Genomic DNA, 18,530 nt, shown 5'->3' with positions numbered 1-18,530 from the left:
CGATGACACTCGCCGCCTCGTGGCAGCTCGATAACGGTTTGGCCGTCAGGGCGATAAGCACGCCTGACGCCGAGGCCGCCGCCGCGCTGGTGCGCATCGAGGCGGGCAGCTTTCAGGCGCCTGCCGCCTGGCCGGGCCTGGCGCATCTGCTGGAGCATATGCTGTTTCGCGGCAGCATGAACTTTAGCGCACAGGATGGGCTGATGGGCTGGACGCCGGCGGTCGGCGGCCGGTTAAACGCCACGACCCAGGCCACGCAAACCGCGTTTTTCTTTGAGGTGGGCGCCGAACAGCTGGCGGAGGGGTTGGCCAGGCTGATCGATATGCTCGCCGTCCCACAGCTGGCGGCTGAGGCAATCGCTCAGGAGATCGAGGTCATCGACGCCGAATATCGCCTGCTGCGCGCCGACGGTGAAACCCGCTGCGAAGCGGCGCAGCGGCAGATGTTCAGCGGCATTGACGCGTTGCACCGCTTTCATATCGGCAGCCGCGCCGCTTTCGGCAGCGATATTCCCGCGTTGCAACGGGCGCTGCGGCAGTTTCACCACCACTATTACCGCGCGCCGAACATCACGCTGTGGCTGCAAGGCCCGCAATCGCTCGAGCAGTTGCATGCGCTGGCGCAGCGCTACGGCGGCGCCTTGCCACCGGGCAGCGTCGCACCGCCCGAGGCATTGCCGCCGCTGGCCGCCGGGCAAGATTACACGCTGTCTCTGCCCGGCGCGCCGCAGCTGCGGTTGGTGTTTGCCCTGCCGCACTCCCGTTCACGCGGCTGGCTGCGGCGGCTGGAGCGTTTATTGCTGGACGAAGCCCCTGGCGGGCTGCTGGCACGGCTGCGCGCTCACGCGTGGGCCGACGCCGTTAGGCTGAATTACGCCCGCTGCGCTGAAAACAGCGCCCTGCTGAGTTTTTATTTTTACCGTCAATCACGGCTCGGCGTCTGAAGCCGCCCACATCGAAAGCGCCTTGCTGGCCTGGTTGCAGGCGCTGATCGCGCTGACACCGGCTCAGCTTGCGCATTTCGGGCAACTGGCAAACCGCGATTTCCACCGTTTGGCGCCGCTCGATCAGTTGCGCGCCAGAGCATTTGGGCTGCCGCCGGTGGAGCCGAACGACGATTGGCCACGGCATATTTCGGCGCTGATTAGCGCGCCGCATCGCCGTCTGGCCGTGCTGCCTGAGGGAGGCGGTGAAACGCGTGAAATTCAAGGGCTGCCGTTGGCGCTCGCGCCCTTCGTCCGCACCGTGCCGACGCCCACGATAGATCCTTTCCGCTTTTTCTCCACCTCGGCGGCGTTGCCGAGCCCGCCCCTGCCGGCCGGCCAGGCGCCGCTGCGGCATCTGCACCCCGACGAAGCGCAGCCGGTGCTGCTGCTGCGCCCAGCGTCGCATGGCGCTCTCAGCGAAGAACAGGCCTGTGGTTTGCAGGCGGCATTGCGCCCTGGAGCGGCCGAGTTAGCACATCGGGAGGGACATTTAAGCGTCGAGCGCCACCAGGGCGTGTGGTTATTACAGCTGGCGGGCAGCGCAGCGCTGATCTGCCACGGTCTGAACGTCGTGAATCGAGCCCTGGCGGCGCTGCCGCCGGCCGTCATCAACGAGGCGGCGAGAAACCTGCGCCACGCGCAGCTCAAAGCGCAAAACGATATCGCCATTCGCCGCCTGTTAGCCCAATTGCCGGCGGCGTTGAGCGTATCAACGGCAACGGCCCCACTCTGGCATGCCACCTTGGTCGGCGGCGACGGCGAGTTAAAACGGCGGCTGTCGCATTTGCTGTATGACTTTCCTTTTCCCATAACCGACGAGGCTCAGCGGCCGGCGCCTCTGCATCGCCACCCCGTCACCCTGACGGAAAGCGGCGCAGAACACGCCTTGCTGCAATTTTACCCGCTGCCGAACGACGAAGCCGAAGGGCGTTGGGCGCTGCGCGTGCTAGCCCGGCTTTACGCGCCGCGTTACTTCCAGCAGTTGCGCGTCGAGCGCAACGTGGGTTACGTGGTGCAATGCGCCTTTCATCGCAGCGCCGATGCCGAAGGCCTGCTGTTTGCGCTGCAATCCCCGACGTTCGCCGTTGAGCAGCTGCGGCAGTTAACCGACGAATTCTTGCTGCAGATGCGCCATGAACTGGCGCACCTCGGCGCCGGCGAACTGGAGCTGGCGCAACAGGCGCTGCGGCAAAGCGTGCAGCGCCTCAGCGCCGAGCCGTTGCAACGCGCCCGGGAAATCGCCCTGGAAAATCGCCACCGGGTGGCGCAGGTTGCCTCTCTGCCTGCCGCGCAGCTCGTACACTGGCAGAAACGGATATTCCTCTAAGCCAAACCGAGGTTGTGCCGATAACGTCGGCTTTTCCCTCATAAAAACAGTTACATATCCTTAACAAGCGCACCTCCATCAATGTTACAATAGTCGCCAATAACGACCTTTTCACCTTTAAGAATCAGTATGTTATTGGAGATTATTCAATGTCAGATGCCAATGCACGTTCGGGCATAAAACTTACGCTGTGGTGTTGCCTGTTGGGCATCATCCTGGCCGCCACCGGCCTGTTCTTCACCGTCGCCGGCGGCAAACTGCTCTCGCTGGGCGGCAGCGCCTACTTCCTGATTGCCGGCCTCGTCATCCTGCTGTCGGCCATTCAGTTTTTCCGCCGCAAGTCCTCAGCGGTTTGGCTGTTCCTGGCGGTGTTCATCGGCACCGTCATTTGGGCGCCGTTGGACGCCGGTTTTGATTTTTGGCCGTTGATTTCCCGTCTGATGGTGCCGACCGGCCTGATGCTGCTGGCCTTCCTCACCTGGCCGGCGCTGCGCAAGCGCGAAGGCAAAGCGCCGTTGGCCAAGCCGGCTTACCTGCTCTCCGCCTTGCTGGCGGTCGGCATGGTCGGCGCCTTTGTCCAAATGTTCCAGCCGCATCCCACCGTTGCCTTCAGCGGCCAGCCGCTGCCGCTGATCCCGGTTGATAAAGCGCAACAGCAGAAAGATTGGGATAACTACGGCAATACGCCGGGCGGCAGCCGTTTCGTCGCGCTGGATCAGATCACCCGCGATAACGTGCGGGAGCTGAAAGTCGCCTGGACGTTCCATACGGGTGACATCCCTATCAGCCCCGATGGCAACGGCGCGGAAGATCAGCAAACGCCGCTGCAGATCGGCAACCGCATTTTCCTGTGCACGCCGCATAACAATGTGATCGCCGTCGACGCCGACAGCGGCAAAGAAATTTGGCGGCGAGAAGTCAACGCCAAGTCGCAGGTATGGAACCGCTGTCGCGGCCTGGCCTACTTCGATATCAACAAGCCGTTGCCCGCGCCGAGCGTGCCGGGTTCAACCCCCGCCGCGCCCGTCGCGCTGGCGGCCGGCGACAGCTGCCAACGGCGCATATTGATGAACACCATCGACGCGCGCCTGATGGCGATTAACGCCGACAACGGCGAATTCTGCCAACACTTCGGCAACCAGGGCGTGGTAGACCTGAAGGCCGGTCTCGGCGACGCCGCCGATCCGAAATATCAACTGACGTCGGCGCCGACGCTGGCCGGCACCACCGTGGTGGTCGGCGGGCGCGTTGCCGATAACGTGCAAACCGATATGCCCGGCGGCGTGCTGCGCGGCTTCAACGTGATCACCGGCGAAATGCGCTGGGCGTTTGACCCGGGCAATCCGCAGCCGAACGCTGCCCTGAAACCGGATCAACACTTCGTGCGCAGCACCCCGAACTCCTGGGCGCCGATGTCGTACGATCCGGCGATGAACACGGTCTTCCTGCCCATGGGCAGCTCCTCCGTCGATCTGTGGGGCGCCAACCGCAACGCGCTGGATCACCGATACGGCGCCTCGGTGCTGGCGCTCGACGCGACCACCGGCAAAGAGAAATGGGTCTATCAGACCGTGCATAACGATCTGTGGGACTTCGATCTGCCGATGCAGCCCAGCCTGCTCGACTTCCCGATGCAGGACGGCACCACCCGCCCTGCGCTGGTTATCGGCACCAAAAGCGGGCAGATCTTCGTGCTGGATCGCCATACCGGCAAACCGCTGACCGAAGTGAAGGAACTGCCGGTGAAGACCCGCACCATTCCGGGCGAGCAATATTCCGCCACGCAGCCGTTCTCCGTCGGCATGCCGCAGATTGGCGCGCAGAAGCTCAGCGAGTCCGACATGTGGGGCGCTACGCCATTCGATCAATTGATGTGCCGCATCAGCTTTAAATCGATGCGTTATGACGGCCTGTTCACCGCGCCGGACACCGACGTTTCCCTCAGCTTCCCCGGCTCGCTGGGCGGCATGAACTGGGGCGGTCTCTCTACCGATCCGAACAACCGTTATATTTTCGCCAACGATATGCGTCTGGGCCTGTGGGTGCAGATGATCCCGCAGAAAGCCGACGCAGGCGCGCCGGCCGGCAACGGCGGTGAAGCCGTGAATACCGGCATGGGCGCGGTCCCGCTCAAAGGCACGCCGTATGCCGTCAATAAGAATCGCTTCATGTCGCCGCTGGGCATTCCTTGCCAAAAACCGCCGTTCGGCACCCTCTCCGCCATCGATTTGCAGACGCGCAAAGTGGTGTGGCAGGTTCCGGTAGGAACGGTGCAGGATACCGGGCCGTTCGGCATCAAAATGCGCGCGCAGATGCCGGTCGGCATGCCGACGCTGGGCGGCACGCTGGCGACTCAAGGCGGCCTGGTGTTTATCGCCGGTACGCAGGATTATTATCTGCGCGCCTTTGATTCATCCACCGGGCAAGAGCTGTGGAAAGCGCGCTTGCCGGTCGGCAGCGGCGGCACGCCGATGAGTTACGTCTCGCCGACCACCGGTAAGCAGTATGTCGTCATTTCCGCCGGCGGCGCACGTCAGTCGCCGGATCGCGGTGATTACGTCATCGCCTACGCACTGGATAAATAATCGCCGGAACGCCGGTTAAATAAAGCGGCGCACCGCGCTCAATGGGCATTTAGAGGGAGACGTTGCATGACGTCTCCTTTTTTTTGGGTTTATTGCCTGAACAGCAGAATATTAACCATCCGTTTCATTTTCATGCCTTTTCCTCTTTTCATTAGAAACATCCTGTTCTAACGCGCCTTTATCCTGTGAAGACACCGCCGCCCGGCCTGTCGCTTCCGCGCGCCCCATAAAAAACCCCCATCGTTGCGATGGGGGCTGAGTAGCGTGAAACGGATCAACGGCTATCAGAAGCGCCAGGTCAGACCGGCATTGACGCTGTTGTCCTGATGGTTGGACGACAATTGCCCGCCGTAACCGAGGGACAACACGGCGTTTTTGTTAACCCAAACATCGACGCCCGCCTTCAGAACCGCCCCGTCACGGGAAACGGGGACGCTGTTCACGTCGAACGCCGCATCGCTGCGTTTGAACATCAGCTGTGTTTTACGCTCCAGCGTGCCGTACTGATGTTGCCAACCCAGCTCGCCGCGCAGCGCGATCGCCACGCTGTCGGTCTGCCATTGCGTATCGGCGCGCAGGCCCAGCGTCGAAGCGGTGGCGGACTGACTTTGCTTATCGCCGCGCAGCGCCGCCGCCCCGCCTTGCTCGTTGATCCCCTCGTTGCGATAGTGGGTGTACGCCAGGTTGGCGAACGGCTCAAGATTGACCACGTCGTTGCTCCAATCGTAACCGCTTTCGATAAACAGCTGACCGGTGCGCGCGTTATAGCGGGCCTTTTCGCGATCCGCCTGCGCGCCGTAGTTTACCGAGCGCGACGTGTCGATGCGATGCCAGGTATAGGTGCCACCCGCTCGCAGCGCCAACGCGCCGAAACGTTTGTCGCCGTACAGCCCCAGATGGTAGTTGTCGCTGTGAGCATCTGACTGATAGCCGCCATCCAGCGACGTGCGGGTATACCCGGTCATCACGCCCAGCCGGCCGTCGTCAAACAGTTCACTGTCCAGACCCAACAGCACGCCATAGGTGGATGTCTGGTAACCGGTGGCGTTGTTGTTGCCGGAAGCATGCCCCCAATTGCCCAGCAGTTTCGCCCAGGCGCCATTATCATCCGCTTTGATATCGGAAGCGGTGCGGCGGCCTTCAGCCTGGCGCAAGCGCTCGGTGGCGGTATCGCGCAGATTACGGCTTTCGTTGATCTGGGCGGAAGCCATATCCGCGTGGATCTGGCCGGACAGTTGACGGGTCGCCTGCTGCAATTCTCTGGCCGAAGTGAAGCCGAGGAAGCTTTCATAAACCGGATGGCCGGCCACGGGGCTGGTCGCTTCGGTAACGGCTGTCGCCTCGCCTTCAACGCCCTGCAGTGCGGTTAGCGCTTCAGCGGTAGGCGCCGCGACGCTGCGTTTGGCCGTTTCCGTGACCGGTTCCGTGGCGTTGAGCGTTTCCACCGCGCGGGCGACCGCTTTCTCGTTTTCGGTGCTGGCCAGGCTGTCAAAACGGGCGGCGGTGCGCGTGATCCCAAGGCCAACGTCATTGCCCTGATAGTCCAGCGTCACATTGACAAACGGATACGAAGGATTGGCGTTTTCGAAGCGGCCGGTCACGCCATCCGTCGTCGTCAGGATGGTGTATTTGTTGCCCAGCAGGCTTTGCGCCTCATTTTGCGACAGCAGGTTTTTGCTATGCTCCAGGCTGACGTTCACACTGCCGCCGTAGAGGAAAGCGCGCCGCGCTTCGATTTTATCGCTGCGGCCATTGTCTGCGACCTCGACGTTATACTGCGAACCGCGATCAAACACGGCGTCATGCAACACGTGCAGCGTACCGATGCCATTTCCCGGCGTCACGCTGCCGCCCCGAACCGCTCTGAACGCCCCCACCGTGCCGTCGCCGGCCAGCGTGCCGCTATTTTCGATATAGACATTGGACGCCACCGAACCGTTGATCGCCAGCACGCCCTGTTTCACCCAGGTGTCACCGCTGTAAGTATTATTGCCCAACAGCGCCAGCGTACCGGCGCCCGTTTTGGTCAACCCGCCGTGGCCGCGGATGTCATTGCTCCACGAATCGAAGTCGCATTCGCCCGACGTGCAACGCCGCTCAACCGGGGTTCCGGCTTCGACGATATTCCCCAGACCGGGGATATTCACCACAAACTGTTTTTCACTGTAGGAACCCGGCACATAGAATTCCTGCGGAATATCCTCTTGGGTGATAAACATCTTCGGCCCGTTGATCGCATCGCGTAAATTGACGCGGCCCCAGCCGAATAAATGATCAATGCCGGCCTCGCCTAAATCGGTGGCGGTGGTTTTGATGACCGCGGATATTTGAGCGGCGCTCATATAAGGGAAGCGCTGCATCAATACGGCGGCAAATCCGGTGACGTGCGGCGCCGCCATTGAGGTGCCCGACATATTTCCGTAATCGGGTTTAACCGTCAGCTCGCCCTTATTATAGGCTTCGCGATTCACCGCCCCGCCGGTGTTGGAAACCAGCTCTCCTACGCTGCTGTAAATACTGCTGCCCGGCGCTGACACGCAAAAACTGGCCGTATGTCCGCAGCTGGTTGAGGAAACGCTTAACTTATCGTTATTACTCAGATTGGTCACGATCAGATAATTGTTTAATACCTCAGGGAAAGCATAGGGAAGTGACTTTTGCGCCTCAGGAATATTGTAGTTATTGTAATTGCCTGCCGAGAAAACGATCAGCTTGCCATGCTTGGCGGCGCGCAGCAGCGTCGCCATGGCGCTGTGCCCGCCGGTGGGCACGGGTTGCTCGCTGCCCCATTCCAGGTTGGACTTATTGCGCATCACTTCATTGATGACGTCGGTTTTCACCCACGCCACATAGTCAGGCCGCCCGTTCGGCAGCCAAATGGTGTTGCCATTGGCATCCTTTCTGACCGCCGGTGGGATCCCCCAGCTGTTATTGATAACCCGGGCTGGGCTCTGGATCAGTTCTTCGCGGCCGTTGCGATTGCCGAAGTCGTTCAACTTGGCGCCGATAATGTCCGCGTCGTAGGCGACGCCATGCATACCGGAGCCATCTCTTTTGGCGGCTGCAATACCGGCGACATGCGTGCCATGCGTGCCGAATGACATATTATCTTGTTATCATACGAGAAATTATAGCTGCCGTTATCCAGCCGCGTCAGTTTACCGGCGAATTCCGGATGAGAGAGAATGGCATCATCAATAACGCCAATAGTCACGCCCTTTCCGGTATAGCCTCTGGCATAGGCGAACTCAGCGGAAATAGCCTCAAGCCCCCATTGGCGATTAAATTCTTCGGTTTTCCAACTGTCGGGTGAACCTAATTGCCCTGGTTCCCGATAAGCGGCAAGAGATGAATGAAGAGATAAGCCATAACACCCCAGAAACACGCAATACGCTAACTTCAATTTTTTATTAAGTATCATTTTACGCTCCATGTTTATTTATACCCAGAAGAAAACTGACGTTTTAACCGCGCTGAAACCTCCTATGATCGTGAAACGACAGATAACGCATGCCTGCCCGACGCGGGCCGCATAAAACCGGCTGAGTGATAAAAATTCGGGCGTGCGGACATGAAGATGTCACCACGCCATACGCTTAGGGCGCAGAAGTGCAGACAGGTGGCGAATGTACGTTTGCCGGCGATAAACCCGGCGCCGTTATACCGGCACGGCTCGGCCATCCGGCCGAAGCGCGAGAATCAGGCTGTGAGTGCATCTCGCTTAATTATCCAGTTTTGTTAATGATTTTCATTCGCGAGGCTATCTTATACGTAAGTAAAGTGTCAACAGATGAAACAAAACATTTCTTGATTTGCATCATAACTTTCACCGCAAACGTCGGCGACAGGTACGTCGGCCACCGCTGAGCCGGGCATAACATGGCACTTTTTACCGCCCGGCATGCGGATTTTGTCAGTCATGATGCATAAGAGAGGCGGTATGACGAGTGAAAGAGCAGCAGAAAGACTGAACATTTCCTCAAAAAGAAACATCAGGTTTGATTACTTTTTTGCGGTTATTAAACCGCCTGGTCGGAGCACTTATTTTTCGATGCAATATAAGAGGGGCTTATAAATAACAGGAGTATTCCTAATGCGTTCTTGCGTAATCTATTTCATGCTACCAGGCCGATTTTTAGCCGCGCCCGCTGGCTATTCCCATTTTCATTGGCAAGACTATATTGAAAGAGGCTCTGCTATAGAGCAAGAATATGGGTAATTTTCCGAGGAAATACCGCATGAGCCTGTTGCCCGAGCAGACCAATAACAAAAATCCGATCGACCTCTACAGCGAAATCGTAGACGACTTGCCGGGTCTGATCTGCTTCGGCAACCGCCTTGGCGGTTACTTCAACAAGCAGTGGCGCGACTATACCGGCGCAATCGCCGGTGAGCACGGCGCCGCAGACTGGCTCGAGGCCCTGCACCCTGACGATCGCGAACGCCTGGCCGCGCAATGGCGCCAGGCCATCGTTGCCCTCTCCTCGTTCGCCGGCGAAGCCCGTCTGCGCGAGCGCAGCGGCGCCTACCGGTGGTTTATGCTGGCGTTTAACGCCCGCCAGGACGGCAAGGCGCTGGAGCCCAGCTGGTACCTCACCGCTACCGACATCCATCCGCAAATGCTGCAACGCCAGCAAAACGTTCAGGCGCTCTCTATCCAGCAAGACATGCTGGACGCCAGCGTTGACTGCATCAAAGTGATCAATCGCGACGGCACGCTGCGCCACATGAACCGCTCCGGCAGCCTGGCGCTCGGCCTCGATCCGGCGCAAAAAGAGTTTGGCATGCCCTGGCTGGGGCTGTTGTCGCCCGAAGTTCGCCGCCGCGGCAGCAAAGCGTTGCGCAGCGTCAAAGCCGGTAAGAATGCGCGTTTCGCGGGATTGAGCGTGACGCCGCAGGGCAAAAAACAGCATTGGGACAACATCCTCTCTCCCGTCAGCGATGAGCACGGCGCCGTGGCCGAGATCTTGTGCGTCTCACGGGATGTGACGTCGCAGCGCGTGATGGAGCAACGCCTGCTGCTTGCCAGCGAGTATGACGAACTGACCGGCCTGCCCAACCGGCGCCTCTTCAAGAAAAAGCTGAAGCAAGAGATGAAGCGCGCCCTGCACGGCAACAAGTCGCTCGGGCTGATGCTGCTGGATCTTGACCATTTTAAACTGGTGAACGATACGCTGGGCCACGCGGCGGGCGATCATCTGCTGCGGGTGCTGGGCAAAAGGCTCAGCGCCTGCATGAATACTCATTCGTTCGTCTCTCGCCTCGGCGGCGACGAGTTCGCCGTCGTGATCAGCGACGTCGAAAACGAGCAGGATATTTTCCGCATCGCCAACAAGTTTCTGCTGCAGCTGGAGACGCCGATCACCCACGGCGGCAAGACGTTGCATTGCGGCATGAGCATCGGTGGCGCCATCTATCCCAAAGATGCCCGCGATGCGTCAGAGCTGATGAAGTGCGCCGATACCGCGCTGTATGAACTGAAAGAAGGCGGCCGCGGCGGCGTCTACATGTTCGACAGCAAGATGATGGACAAAGCCCGCGCCCGCGCCAGTCAGCTCAACTACGCGCGCCAGATCGTGCGCGATAATTGCATTCGCCCCAACTACCAGCCGAAGGTCAGCCTCGCCGACGGCAGCATCGTCGGCTTCGAAGCGCTGCTGCGCTGGCATTGCCCGCAAAACGGCATACAGCTGCCGGCGACGGTCAGCGAGGCCTTCAACGACTATGAACTGGCGACCAAAATCAGCGAAGCCATGCAGCTGAAAGTCTTCGCCGATATCGCCCGCTGGCGCGCGGCCGGCGTGGCGGTGCGGCCCGTTTCGCTGAACGTGTCGCCGATCGAGTTTTTACGCGACAACTACGCCGAAACCTTCCTGCAACGCCTGCTGAAGTTCCACATTCCCCACCACCTGATCGAACTGGAAGTGACCGAACACGCGTTCAACAAGCACGGTTCGAAATACGTACTGCGCGCGCTGCACATGCTCAAAGAGATGGGTATCCGTATCGCGCTGGACGACTTCGGCACTGGCCACTCCTCGTTCAGCCATATCATGGACTACCCGCTGGACTGCATTAAGCTGGACTGCGACTTCATTCAACGCATGAACACCGAACCGGCGATCCTGGCGATCGTGGAAAGCATCGGCATTCTCGGTCAAAAGCTGTCGATCGATATCATCGCCGAAGGCGTGGAAACCGAGCAGCAGCGCCAAACGCTGTGCGAAGCCGGTTTCCATATCGGCCAGGGGTTTTTGTTCAGCCCGGCGGTGGGATCCCAGCAGGTGCCGACGCTGCTGCAGGCGATACTTCAGCCTGCCGAAGGCGGCACGGCGAATCGTTAAATCGGCATCGCATGCCCCACATTCGGGGGGCTTGATCCCCCTCTTTTCCTCTGCTTGTTTCACGCCTCCCGCACCGGAATATTTGTGAGAGCCCTCACAAAGCATAAACGTATCTTTACATTTTTGAACGGTTAAGCTTCCGTTCTGTCAGATTTGAGTGTATTCCAGAGCGTCAAAACGATTCTTTTTCCACTCAATTGGGAACGTTACCGGAGACTTGTTAAGAAATAGTTAATTTAAATCAATGCACTACAAATAATAGCAGGAGGTACTGCGATGCACGAAAGGCAAGAGAAGAATGCAATGTTCATTTCGTTCGATGCCGTCTCGGTCTCGGGGATCACGGTGGAAGCAATGAAGATTGCCAAACGACTGCAAGCCTGTGGATTTCGCTCTTATCTTGATTTGGGATACGACATCAAGATTGATAAGGGAAACTTTAATAAACCCTATCAGCATGAGCATGACATCTACCGCGATGTCTTTACGCTGGTCCGCCTGGACGACATCACGTCGATTCCAGATTACCACCCCGCCTTTCTCGAGTACGCGCACGCGGCGTTGATCGGCCAGAAAACGCCCATTGACGAGCAAGAAAAAGCCGCTTTGTTGCATACCATCGCGTTGACGGCGCGGCAGCTGGCGGATCGCCTCATCGCCCAATGGGAAGCGCTCGCAATCAGCCATGTGGTGGTGGAAAACGGCACGCTGCCGGAAAACATCATCTATACCAAAGCGCTGTATCTGGCGATCGAAGATTATGGCCGACGTTATCGACTGACGCGTTTCGTCATCTGGCGCGATCATGACCTGATGTGGAACAGCGAAAAGAAGGTGCTCAAATACGGCCCGCCACCTTATTCTCACGCCATCAAACCTATCCCTTCAAAATACATTACCTATGTCACGCTCAATCACGATCTGAAGCAAAAGCTGGAGGCCTGGTGCAATCATGATGTCCATGTCGAGGTAAAGAAAAATACCTATGACTTCTCGGACAGTCACGAAAGAACGAATGTCAGAAAGCAGATGAATATTCGCGACAATGATCTTCTCATTGCCAGAACCACCCGCATCATCCCTCAGAAAAGATTGGACCGCGATATTATACTGATCAGCCGGCTTAACGATTTATTTATCCGCGACCACAACACTCGACGCGCCTATTTGGCGATCGCCGGCAATGAATATGAAAATCCGTCATGTTATCTGCAACTCGCCAAATTGGCGCAGGAACTGAATGTTCTCCCCTATGTCAAATTCGTCGGCATGCTTCCCCATGTCGATATGCGCTCGGAAAACGACGCGTTTTGCATAGAGGATCTCTATCACTCTTGCGACCTGGTCTCTTTTCTCACCTCGTATGATTATGATAGCTATGGCAATCCTATCGGCGAAGCGATCAGTTGCCGCCGTTGCTATATCACCACTCGCTACGAATATTATCACGAAGTCTACGGCCGGCATGGGTTTGAAGCGCCCGTCATGCCGATCTCCGAGTTACAGGATGGGCCGCCGAACGACGAATTCATCCAGCAAGTCTACCGGTTCATTAATAACAAGGAGAAGATGAAGCGCGTGGCGGAAAAGAATTACGCGCTGGGCAAGCGGATTTTATCCAACAACGTCATGGAGTTCTTAAATATCAGCTAATCATCGAATGACGTGACATTTAATTTTCAGACAAACCATTTCTAACTGTGGACTTTCATTAGCCCTTGGAGGATCTATGCGTGATACTGTTTTTGTGTCTGTCGTACTGCCCGTTTATAATGAAAGCGACCGTATTGAGGCGGTTTTACTTTCGCTGTTCAATCAGCACACCAAGAATGAATTAATCACCCACGACACTTACGAACTGATTGTCGTTGATAACAACTCCACCGATGATTCCGTCGCTAAAATAAACGCGTTTAGTGAAAGGCATCCGGCTATGGCCATTCATGTTATCGCCGAAACGGTGCAGGGTGTCTCCTCGGCCAGAAAACGCGGCATGGACTATGCGTCGCTGCGTTCTAAAGCCCGCGACAGCCGGCTGGGAAATAAACGCAAGCACTATATCGTTTCCGCCGATGCCGATTGCACCGTGGATGCATTTTGGCTTTACGAGCTGGTGAATACCATGATCGAGCAACAAGGCGACCTGGGCACCTGCAACTATTACTACCCTCCCGCAGAGTTTGAGCACCGCCCCAACCTGTTCCGCGAGATCCAAAAAACGCTGCGTCTGCGCGAATTTTCGTTCTCCCTGTTCGGCGGCTTCCCCGACGGCAAAGGGTTCGGGGTGGAGCGCAGCCTGTATGACGCGGTAGGCGGCATCGAAATCTTCTACCAGCTCAACCATGGCCGCTTTGTCGAACACCTGTCCGACGACTGGGACTTCGGCATTAAGGTCATCGCCTACGGCGGCAAGCCGGTTTACGCTCGCCATGCTTACGTTGAGATCAACAGCCGCCGGGTGGACACCATTCTCGATGAGGTGATCAACGGCATCGCCTACGGCAAGGACGGCATCATTATCATGAAAGACGTCCGGCCGGACGTTGAGCGGCAGAAAACCGCGCTGGCGGACGCCACGCCGGCAGAGGCGAAACAGGCCTGGGACTACTCGGTCAAGGACTACACGCCAAAGAATATCTTACTGCCGGTGCTGCTCAATCCGTATCTGCTGTTGGAAAACAGCGAAGTGCGCGATTTCTTCTCCGGTCCGCTGGCCGACAGCCTCTACCGCCGCATTCACGAGCTGAAACACGAGATGCGCATCATCGATTTCAAACCGATCCATGCCTACAAAACCCCCGCCTATCGGCTCTACCTCGAATTTCGCGATGCGCTGTTTGCCGCCATGCGGCGCGCCGTCGGTGACGATATCGGCTTCCCGCCCGCATTGCCGGCCTGCTTCGATACGGTCAAAGACGAGGATTTCACCCGCTTTGTTTATTACTTCTGTGAAGACCGCGAGTCCGGCGAAGCCCACAACTATTTCGGCAACGGAGGGGTATTCTGATGAACGACGAAGCCTTGCACTCATTGCTGGATATCGATGAAAACTATCCCACGCCGCGGGTGAACGCGTTCCTGGCGCAACCGGAAAACCGGGCCTTTCTGGAGTACGTCCATAAGGATCCGTTCGGCTGTCACGTGTTCCCCGGCGATCTCGTCGACTACCCGCTGGCCGCGTTTTTTGCCGATATGGAGGCCGACATTCGCCAGGCGGGCAAAATCCACCTTTGGGCCTATATCCCGACCTGCCGCTATCGCTGCCATTTTTGTCAGTATCCCACGGTGATCCTCAATCCCAAGGCGCCCGCCTCTCAGGCGGTATTCCGCGATTTGGTCGATTTCAACATCAAGGAGGCGCAAATGTGGCTGGCGCGCGTGCCCAGCCTGGCCGAAGTGGAAATCGGCGAATTCAACGTCTTTGGCGGCACGCCGTCCTTGCTGCCGGAGCCGGAACTGCGCCGCATGATGGCCTTCTACTTCAGCCACTTTAACTTCACCAACGCCACCCTGCGCTTCGAAGGGGAGCCCGGCACCCTGAACAAAGCCTATCTGGCGCTGCTGAAAGAGCTCGGCTTCAGCAAAATCAGTTTCGGCACCCAATCCTTCAATGACGACATCATCACCGCCTGCGGGCGCATGCACTCGGCCGAAGAGTGCGTGGAGACCATTCATCATGCGCGCGCGCTCGGCATTGATTGGGTCAGCGTGGATCTCATTTACGGCATGCTGGGCCAAAGCGTGGACGACGTGAAATACGACATGGAAAAAACCCTCGAGCTGAATCTGTCGCACGTCGTCTGCACCAAGCTGCACATGGATGAGTTTATTAAAAATCGCACCGGCGTCTCGGGCGAGCGCGAAAGCCTGTGGCAGAAGAAGGGGCTGATCAGCATCAACAACCTGCGCTTCCCTGGCCTGGGCAAACAGTACCAAATGCGCGAGCTGGTCGAGAACTACCTGAATGGCGGCTATACCGAACACCCCACCATGTACTTTCACCGCAATGATCAACAGCCGGAAAAGTGGAAAGCGCTCATCACCGATCTCGACAAGCAGTATCCGGAAGTGGCGATCGGTTTGGGCGGCAGCTCCAAATCGACGCGATCCGAAGCCATCAACATCACCGGTTACAAGAAGTACAAGGAGGCGCTCAACCAAGACCGCCTGCCCATCGAGGAAAGCCGCGGTTTCTCCCCGATCCAGCGTGAAGTGAACGCCTTCAAAATGGCGCTCTCCACCTTGCTGCCGGTGGACGATCGGGTGTTTAAACGGCGCTTTGACGGCAACAGCCTGTTTGCTAACCCGGTCATCCGCCGCACGTTGAAAACCCTGGTGGATAAAGCGCTGGTCACCGTCGATGGTCCGTGCGTGACGCTCACGCCCATCGGCGTCACGCTGGTCGAAGCCATTATCAATACCCAATTTTCCGCCGCATTCGCCAATCAGGAGTGAAAGATGACGACGACAGTCTCCGATCCCAAACCGGTATTCAGCTTCTATTACATCGGCATCGATACCGAAGCCGGCGTCACGCCACAACAGTTTGAAACCTTCGTGCGCGAACAAGGCGTGCATATCCCCTGTTATCCCGGCTGGCGCTGGACGTTGCTGCGCGGCCTGCGCGGCGAACGCGTCGGGCAATACCTGATGCTGTACGAGATTGACAGCGCCGAGCAGCGCGATCGTTACGTCACCGCCACCGGGCAGCGAACGGCGCACGCGCACGAATTCTGGCGGCGGCATGCCGCCGCGCAGGAAATCCTCGTCGAGTGGCGAAAACTGGGCACCTACAGCCTGCTGCCGACGCTGTTCAGCGATTATCGCCTGCTGGCTGAGAACAGAAAAAGCGACGTGCCGCCCGGCCCGCGCTACCGGGAACGGCCGGGCGAACCGCCCGCGGCGCGCATTATCGGCATCCACAATCTGGCGCTGCGCGAAGGCGTGACCCCGGCGCAATTCGAACGCTTTATCGCCGAAAATCACCATCGCATTGAGGATTATCCGGGCTGGAAGTTTCACTTGCTGAAGGGAGAGCGCGGCAATCGGCTCGATCAGTACGCGGTGATGATGGAAATCGTCAGCCTGGCGGCGCTGGACGTGTTCTATCCGGAGCCCGATATCGCCACCGCCGAAGCGGCAACCTTCGCCAAAGCGCATCGCGACACCAAGCAAATGTATGAAGAGTGGAAGCAACTGGCGTCATTTTCCGGTTCACCGCAGATTTATACCGATTATCTGTCCGTCGCGCAGAGCCGATCGTCATGATGCTGCCTTGGCTAACCGGCGAGGCCGCAGAGAATCAGCGCCGGCAAATCGCCACCCGAGCGATCTTCTTCCTCGCCGGGTTGGGCATGGCCGCCTGGGCGCCGTTGATCCCTTTCGTGAAAGCGCGATTGGGCATCGATGACGGCGCGCTCGGTTTGCTGCTGTTTTGCCTCGCCGCCGGCTCCATGGCGATCATGCCCTTCGCCGGGTATCTGATCGCCAAACTGGGGTGCCGCGCCGTGTTGCTGGGCGCTGGCGCCTTGCTGTGCGTCGACTTGCCGCTGTTGGCGTTACTCGATGAGTCGCTGTTGATGGGGGCGGCATTGGGGGTATTTGGCGCCGTCAACGGCATCATGGATGTGGCGATGAACTCACAGGCGATAATCGTCGAGCGGGAGAGCGGCCAGGCGAAAATGTCCGGCTTTCATGGCTTCTACAGCCTTGGCGGCATTGCCGGCGCCGGCGGCGTCAGTCTGTTGCTGCTGGCGGGCCTCGCCCCGGCCCAGGCCATCGGCCTGATCGCCCTCCTCATCGCGATCCTGCTGCTGATCGTCGCCGGCGATTTACTGGCGCACGGCGGCATCGGCGAGCGGGGACGGGGCGGCGCGCGGTGGGCGCTGGCCCACGGCAAGATCCTGTTTATCGCCCTGCTCTGTTTCTTCGTGTTCCTGACCGAGGGGGCGATGCTCGACTGGTCGGCATTATTCCTGCGTGCCGAGCGCGGCGTGGCCAAATCGCAGGCGGGGATCGGGTTCACGCTGTACGCCGTCGCCGTGGCCTGCGGGCGGCTGTATGGCGACAGGCTGATCGGCGCCGTCGGGCGCTTCCGCACTCTGCTACTCGGCAGCCTGTGCGCCGCGGCAGGCGTGCTGTTGACCGTCACCGTCCCTCTGGCATCGGCCGCCTTTGGCGGGTTGATGCTCGCCGGCCTGGGCATCGCCAACATCGTTCCCATTCTGTTCAACGCCGTCGGCAATCAAAAACAGGTGCCGCCCGGCCAGGCGTTTCCGGCCGTGACGCTGGTCGGCTATCTCGGCTTATTAACCGGCCCGGCGCTGATCGGTTTTATCGCCAATTACACCAGCCTGGCCCTGGCTTTCGGCTGCACGTTGCTGTGCCTGTTGCTGGTCAGCATCAGCGCCAAAGCCGTGACGAACACATCTCACTAACTTAACTTGCGAGGATCGTTTAATGCATGCATCAACCACGCCGGTTTTCTCCCTGCACTACGTGGGAATCAACCTGAAACGGGGCGTCGCCTCGGATCGTTTCGAAGCGTTCGTTCGCCATAAAGGCGTCGCCATCCCGGCCTATCCCGGCTGGCGATGGACGCTGCTGCGCGGCCTGCGCGGCGAGCGTGAAAATCAGTACCTGATGGTTTATCAGGCTAAAGACGCCGCCACCTACGCGCGCTATATCGACGGCAACGGCGAGCTGACCGACGAGGCGCACGCCTTTTGGCGGCAGCGTCCGGAGGCCGCCGCGCTGATTGAGGAGTGGAAAACCTTCGCGACCTTCGCCGAACTGCCGACCCTTTACACCTGTTACCGTCTGGTGGCCGAGAATAGCCGCAGTTCATTGCCGCCCGGCCCCAATTACCGCAGCGAACCAGGGAAGGAAAGCATTCAGCGTGTCATCGGCATTCATAACCTGGCGCTTAAAGCGGGCGTCTCGCCCGAGCAGTTTGAACGGTTCATTACCGACAACATCCACCGCGTGGAAGACTACCCGGGCTGGAAGTTTCACCTGCTGAAGGGCCAGAGCGGCAACCGGCTGGACCAATACGCGGTGATGCTGATCATTGAAAGTCTGGCGTCGCTCAACGCGTTCCATCCGGAGCTCGATGTCTCAACCGAGCAAGCGCTCAGGTTCGTGGCCGAGCATCAGGACACCGAACGCATGTACGACGAGTGGAAAACACTGGCGTCGTTCTCCGGCGCGCCGCAAATCTACACGGATTACCTGGCGATTGGCGGCAACGAGAATGACGCCCATCCGGCGTAAACCGCGCGGCGGCGTT

General features: G+C 58.7%; 12 protein-coding genes. 10 read left to right on the top strand and 2 right to left on the bottom strand.

Features of this window, described 5'->3' with window-relative positions; all coding sequences use genetic code 11:
- Positions 1–2: 2 nt before the first annotated feature.
- The 3 genes from SERRSCBI_RS25100 to SERRSCBI_RS11405 all read left to right on the top strand — a co-directional run bounded on the left by SERRSCBI_RS25100 (position 3) and on the right by SERRSCBI_RS11405 (position 4,898).
- Positions 3–944, top strand: a complete 942-nt coding sequence (locus tag SERRSCBI_RS25100) for an insulinase family protein (protein ID WP_232230778.1) — start codon at positions 3–5, stop codon at positions 942–944.
- A 22-nt stretch (positions 945–966) separates the two neighbouring features.
- On the top strand, positions 967–2,313 hold the full coding sequence (locus tag SERRSCBI_RS25095) for a hypothetical protein (RefSeq protein ID WP_232230777.1): 1,347 nt from the start codon (positions 967–969) through the stop codon (positions 2,311–2,313).
- Between the two features lie 149 nt (positions 2,314–2,462).
- The gene (locus tag SERRSCBI_RS11405; protein ID WP_042784488.1) at positions 2,463–4,898 is read left to right on the top strand and encodes a glucose/quinate/shikimate family membrane-bound PQQ-dependent dehydrogenase; all 2,436 of its coding nucleotides are present in this window, start codon (positions 2,463–2,465) and stop codon (positions 4,896–4,898) included.
- A gap of 284 nt (positions 4,899–5,182) precedes the next feature.
- Here SERRSCBI_RS11405 and SERRSCBI_RS11400 read toward each other — a convergent pair whose 3' ends face one another.
- Positions 5,183–8,002, bottom strand: a complete 2,820-nt coding sequence (locus SERRSCBI_RS11400) for an autotransporter domain-containing protein (RefSeq protein WP_232230776.1) — start codon at positions 8,000–8,002, stop codon at positions 5,183–5,185.
- Positions 7,891–8,319 (bottom strand): hypothetical protein, encoded by a 429-nt coding sequence (locus tag SERRSCBI_RS25090; RefSeq protein ID WP_232230775.1) that lies wholly within the window; start codon positions 8,317–8,319, stop codon positions 7,891–7,893. Before SERRSCBI_RS25090 ends, SERRSCBI_RS11400 begins: the two co-directional genes overlap by 112 nt.
- A gap of 817 nt (positions 8,320–9,136) precedes the next feature.
- Between SERRSCBI_RS25090 and SERRSCBI_RS11395 the strand changes: the two genes are divergently transcribed.
- The 7 genes from SERRSCBI_RS11395 to SERRSCBI_RS11365 all read left to right on the top strand — a co-directional run bounded on the left by SERRSCBI_RS11395 (position 9,137) and on the right by SERRSCBI_RS11365 (position 18,514).
- Positions 9,137–11,242, top strand: a complete 2,106-nt coding sequence (locus SERRSCBI_RS11395; protein ID WP_033650416.1) for a bifunctional diguanylate cyclase/phosphodiesterase — start codon at positions 9,137–9,139, stop codon at positions 11,240–11,242.
- Positions 11,243–11,518: 276 nt separating this feature from the next.
- Positions 11,519–12,895, top strand: coding sequence for a glycosyl transferase family 2 (locus SERRSCBI_RS11390; RefSeq protein WP_042784487.1), 1,377 nt, complete (start codon positions 11,519–11,521; stop codon positions 12,893–12,895).
- Between the two features lie 76 nt (positions 12,896–12,971).
- Entirely contained in the window at positions 12,972–14,249 is a 1,278-nt protein-coding gene (locus tag SERRSCBI_RS11385) for a glycosyltransferase family 2 protein (protein WP_042784486.1), read from the top strand.
- Positions 14,249–15,697: a radical SAM protein gene (locus SERRSCBI_RS11380; RefSeq protein WP_033643048.1), complete on the top strand. Its 1,449-nt coding sequence runs from the start codon at positions 14,249–14,251 to the stop codon at positions 15,695–15,697. Before SERRSCBI_RS11385 ends, SERRSCBI_RS11380 begins: the two co-directional genes overlap by 1 nt.
- Before the next feature lie 3 nt (positions 15,698–15,700).
- Positions 15,701–16,510, top strand: a complete 810-nt coding sequence (locus tag SERRSCBI_RS11375) for a hypothetical protein (RefSeq protein ID WP_042784484.1) — start codon at positions 15,701–15,703, stop codon at positions 16,508–16,510.
- Complete coding sequence (locus SERRSCBI_RS11370) at positions 16,507–17,679, top strand: MFS transporter (protein WP_042784483.1); 1,173 nt, start codon at positions 16,507–16,509, stop codon at positions 17,677–17,679. The genes SERRSCBI_RS11375 and SERRSCBI_RS11370 overlap by 4 nt, the downstream gene beginning before the upstream one ends.
- 22 nt (positions 17,680–17,701) lie before the next feature.
- On the top strand, positions 17,702–18,514 hold the full coding sequence (locus SERRSCBI_RS11365; protein WP_042784482.1) for a hypothetical protein: 813 nt from the start codon (positions 17,702–17,704) through the stop codon (positions 18,512–18,514).
- Positions 18,515–18,530: the final 16 nt, after the last annotated feature.

Source organism: Serratia sp. SCBI (genome assembly GCF_000747565.1).
Lineage (GTDB): Bacteria > Pseudomonadota > Gammaproteobacteria > Enterobacterales > Enterobacteriaceae > Serratia > Serratia ureilytica.
Note: the sequence above shows the minus strand (reverse complement) of the source record. Positions and strands in the feature narration are given on the sequence as shown.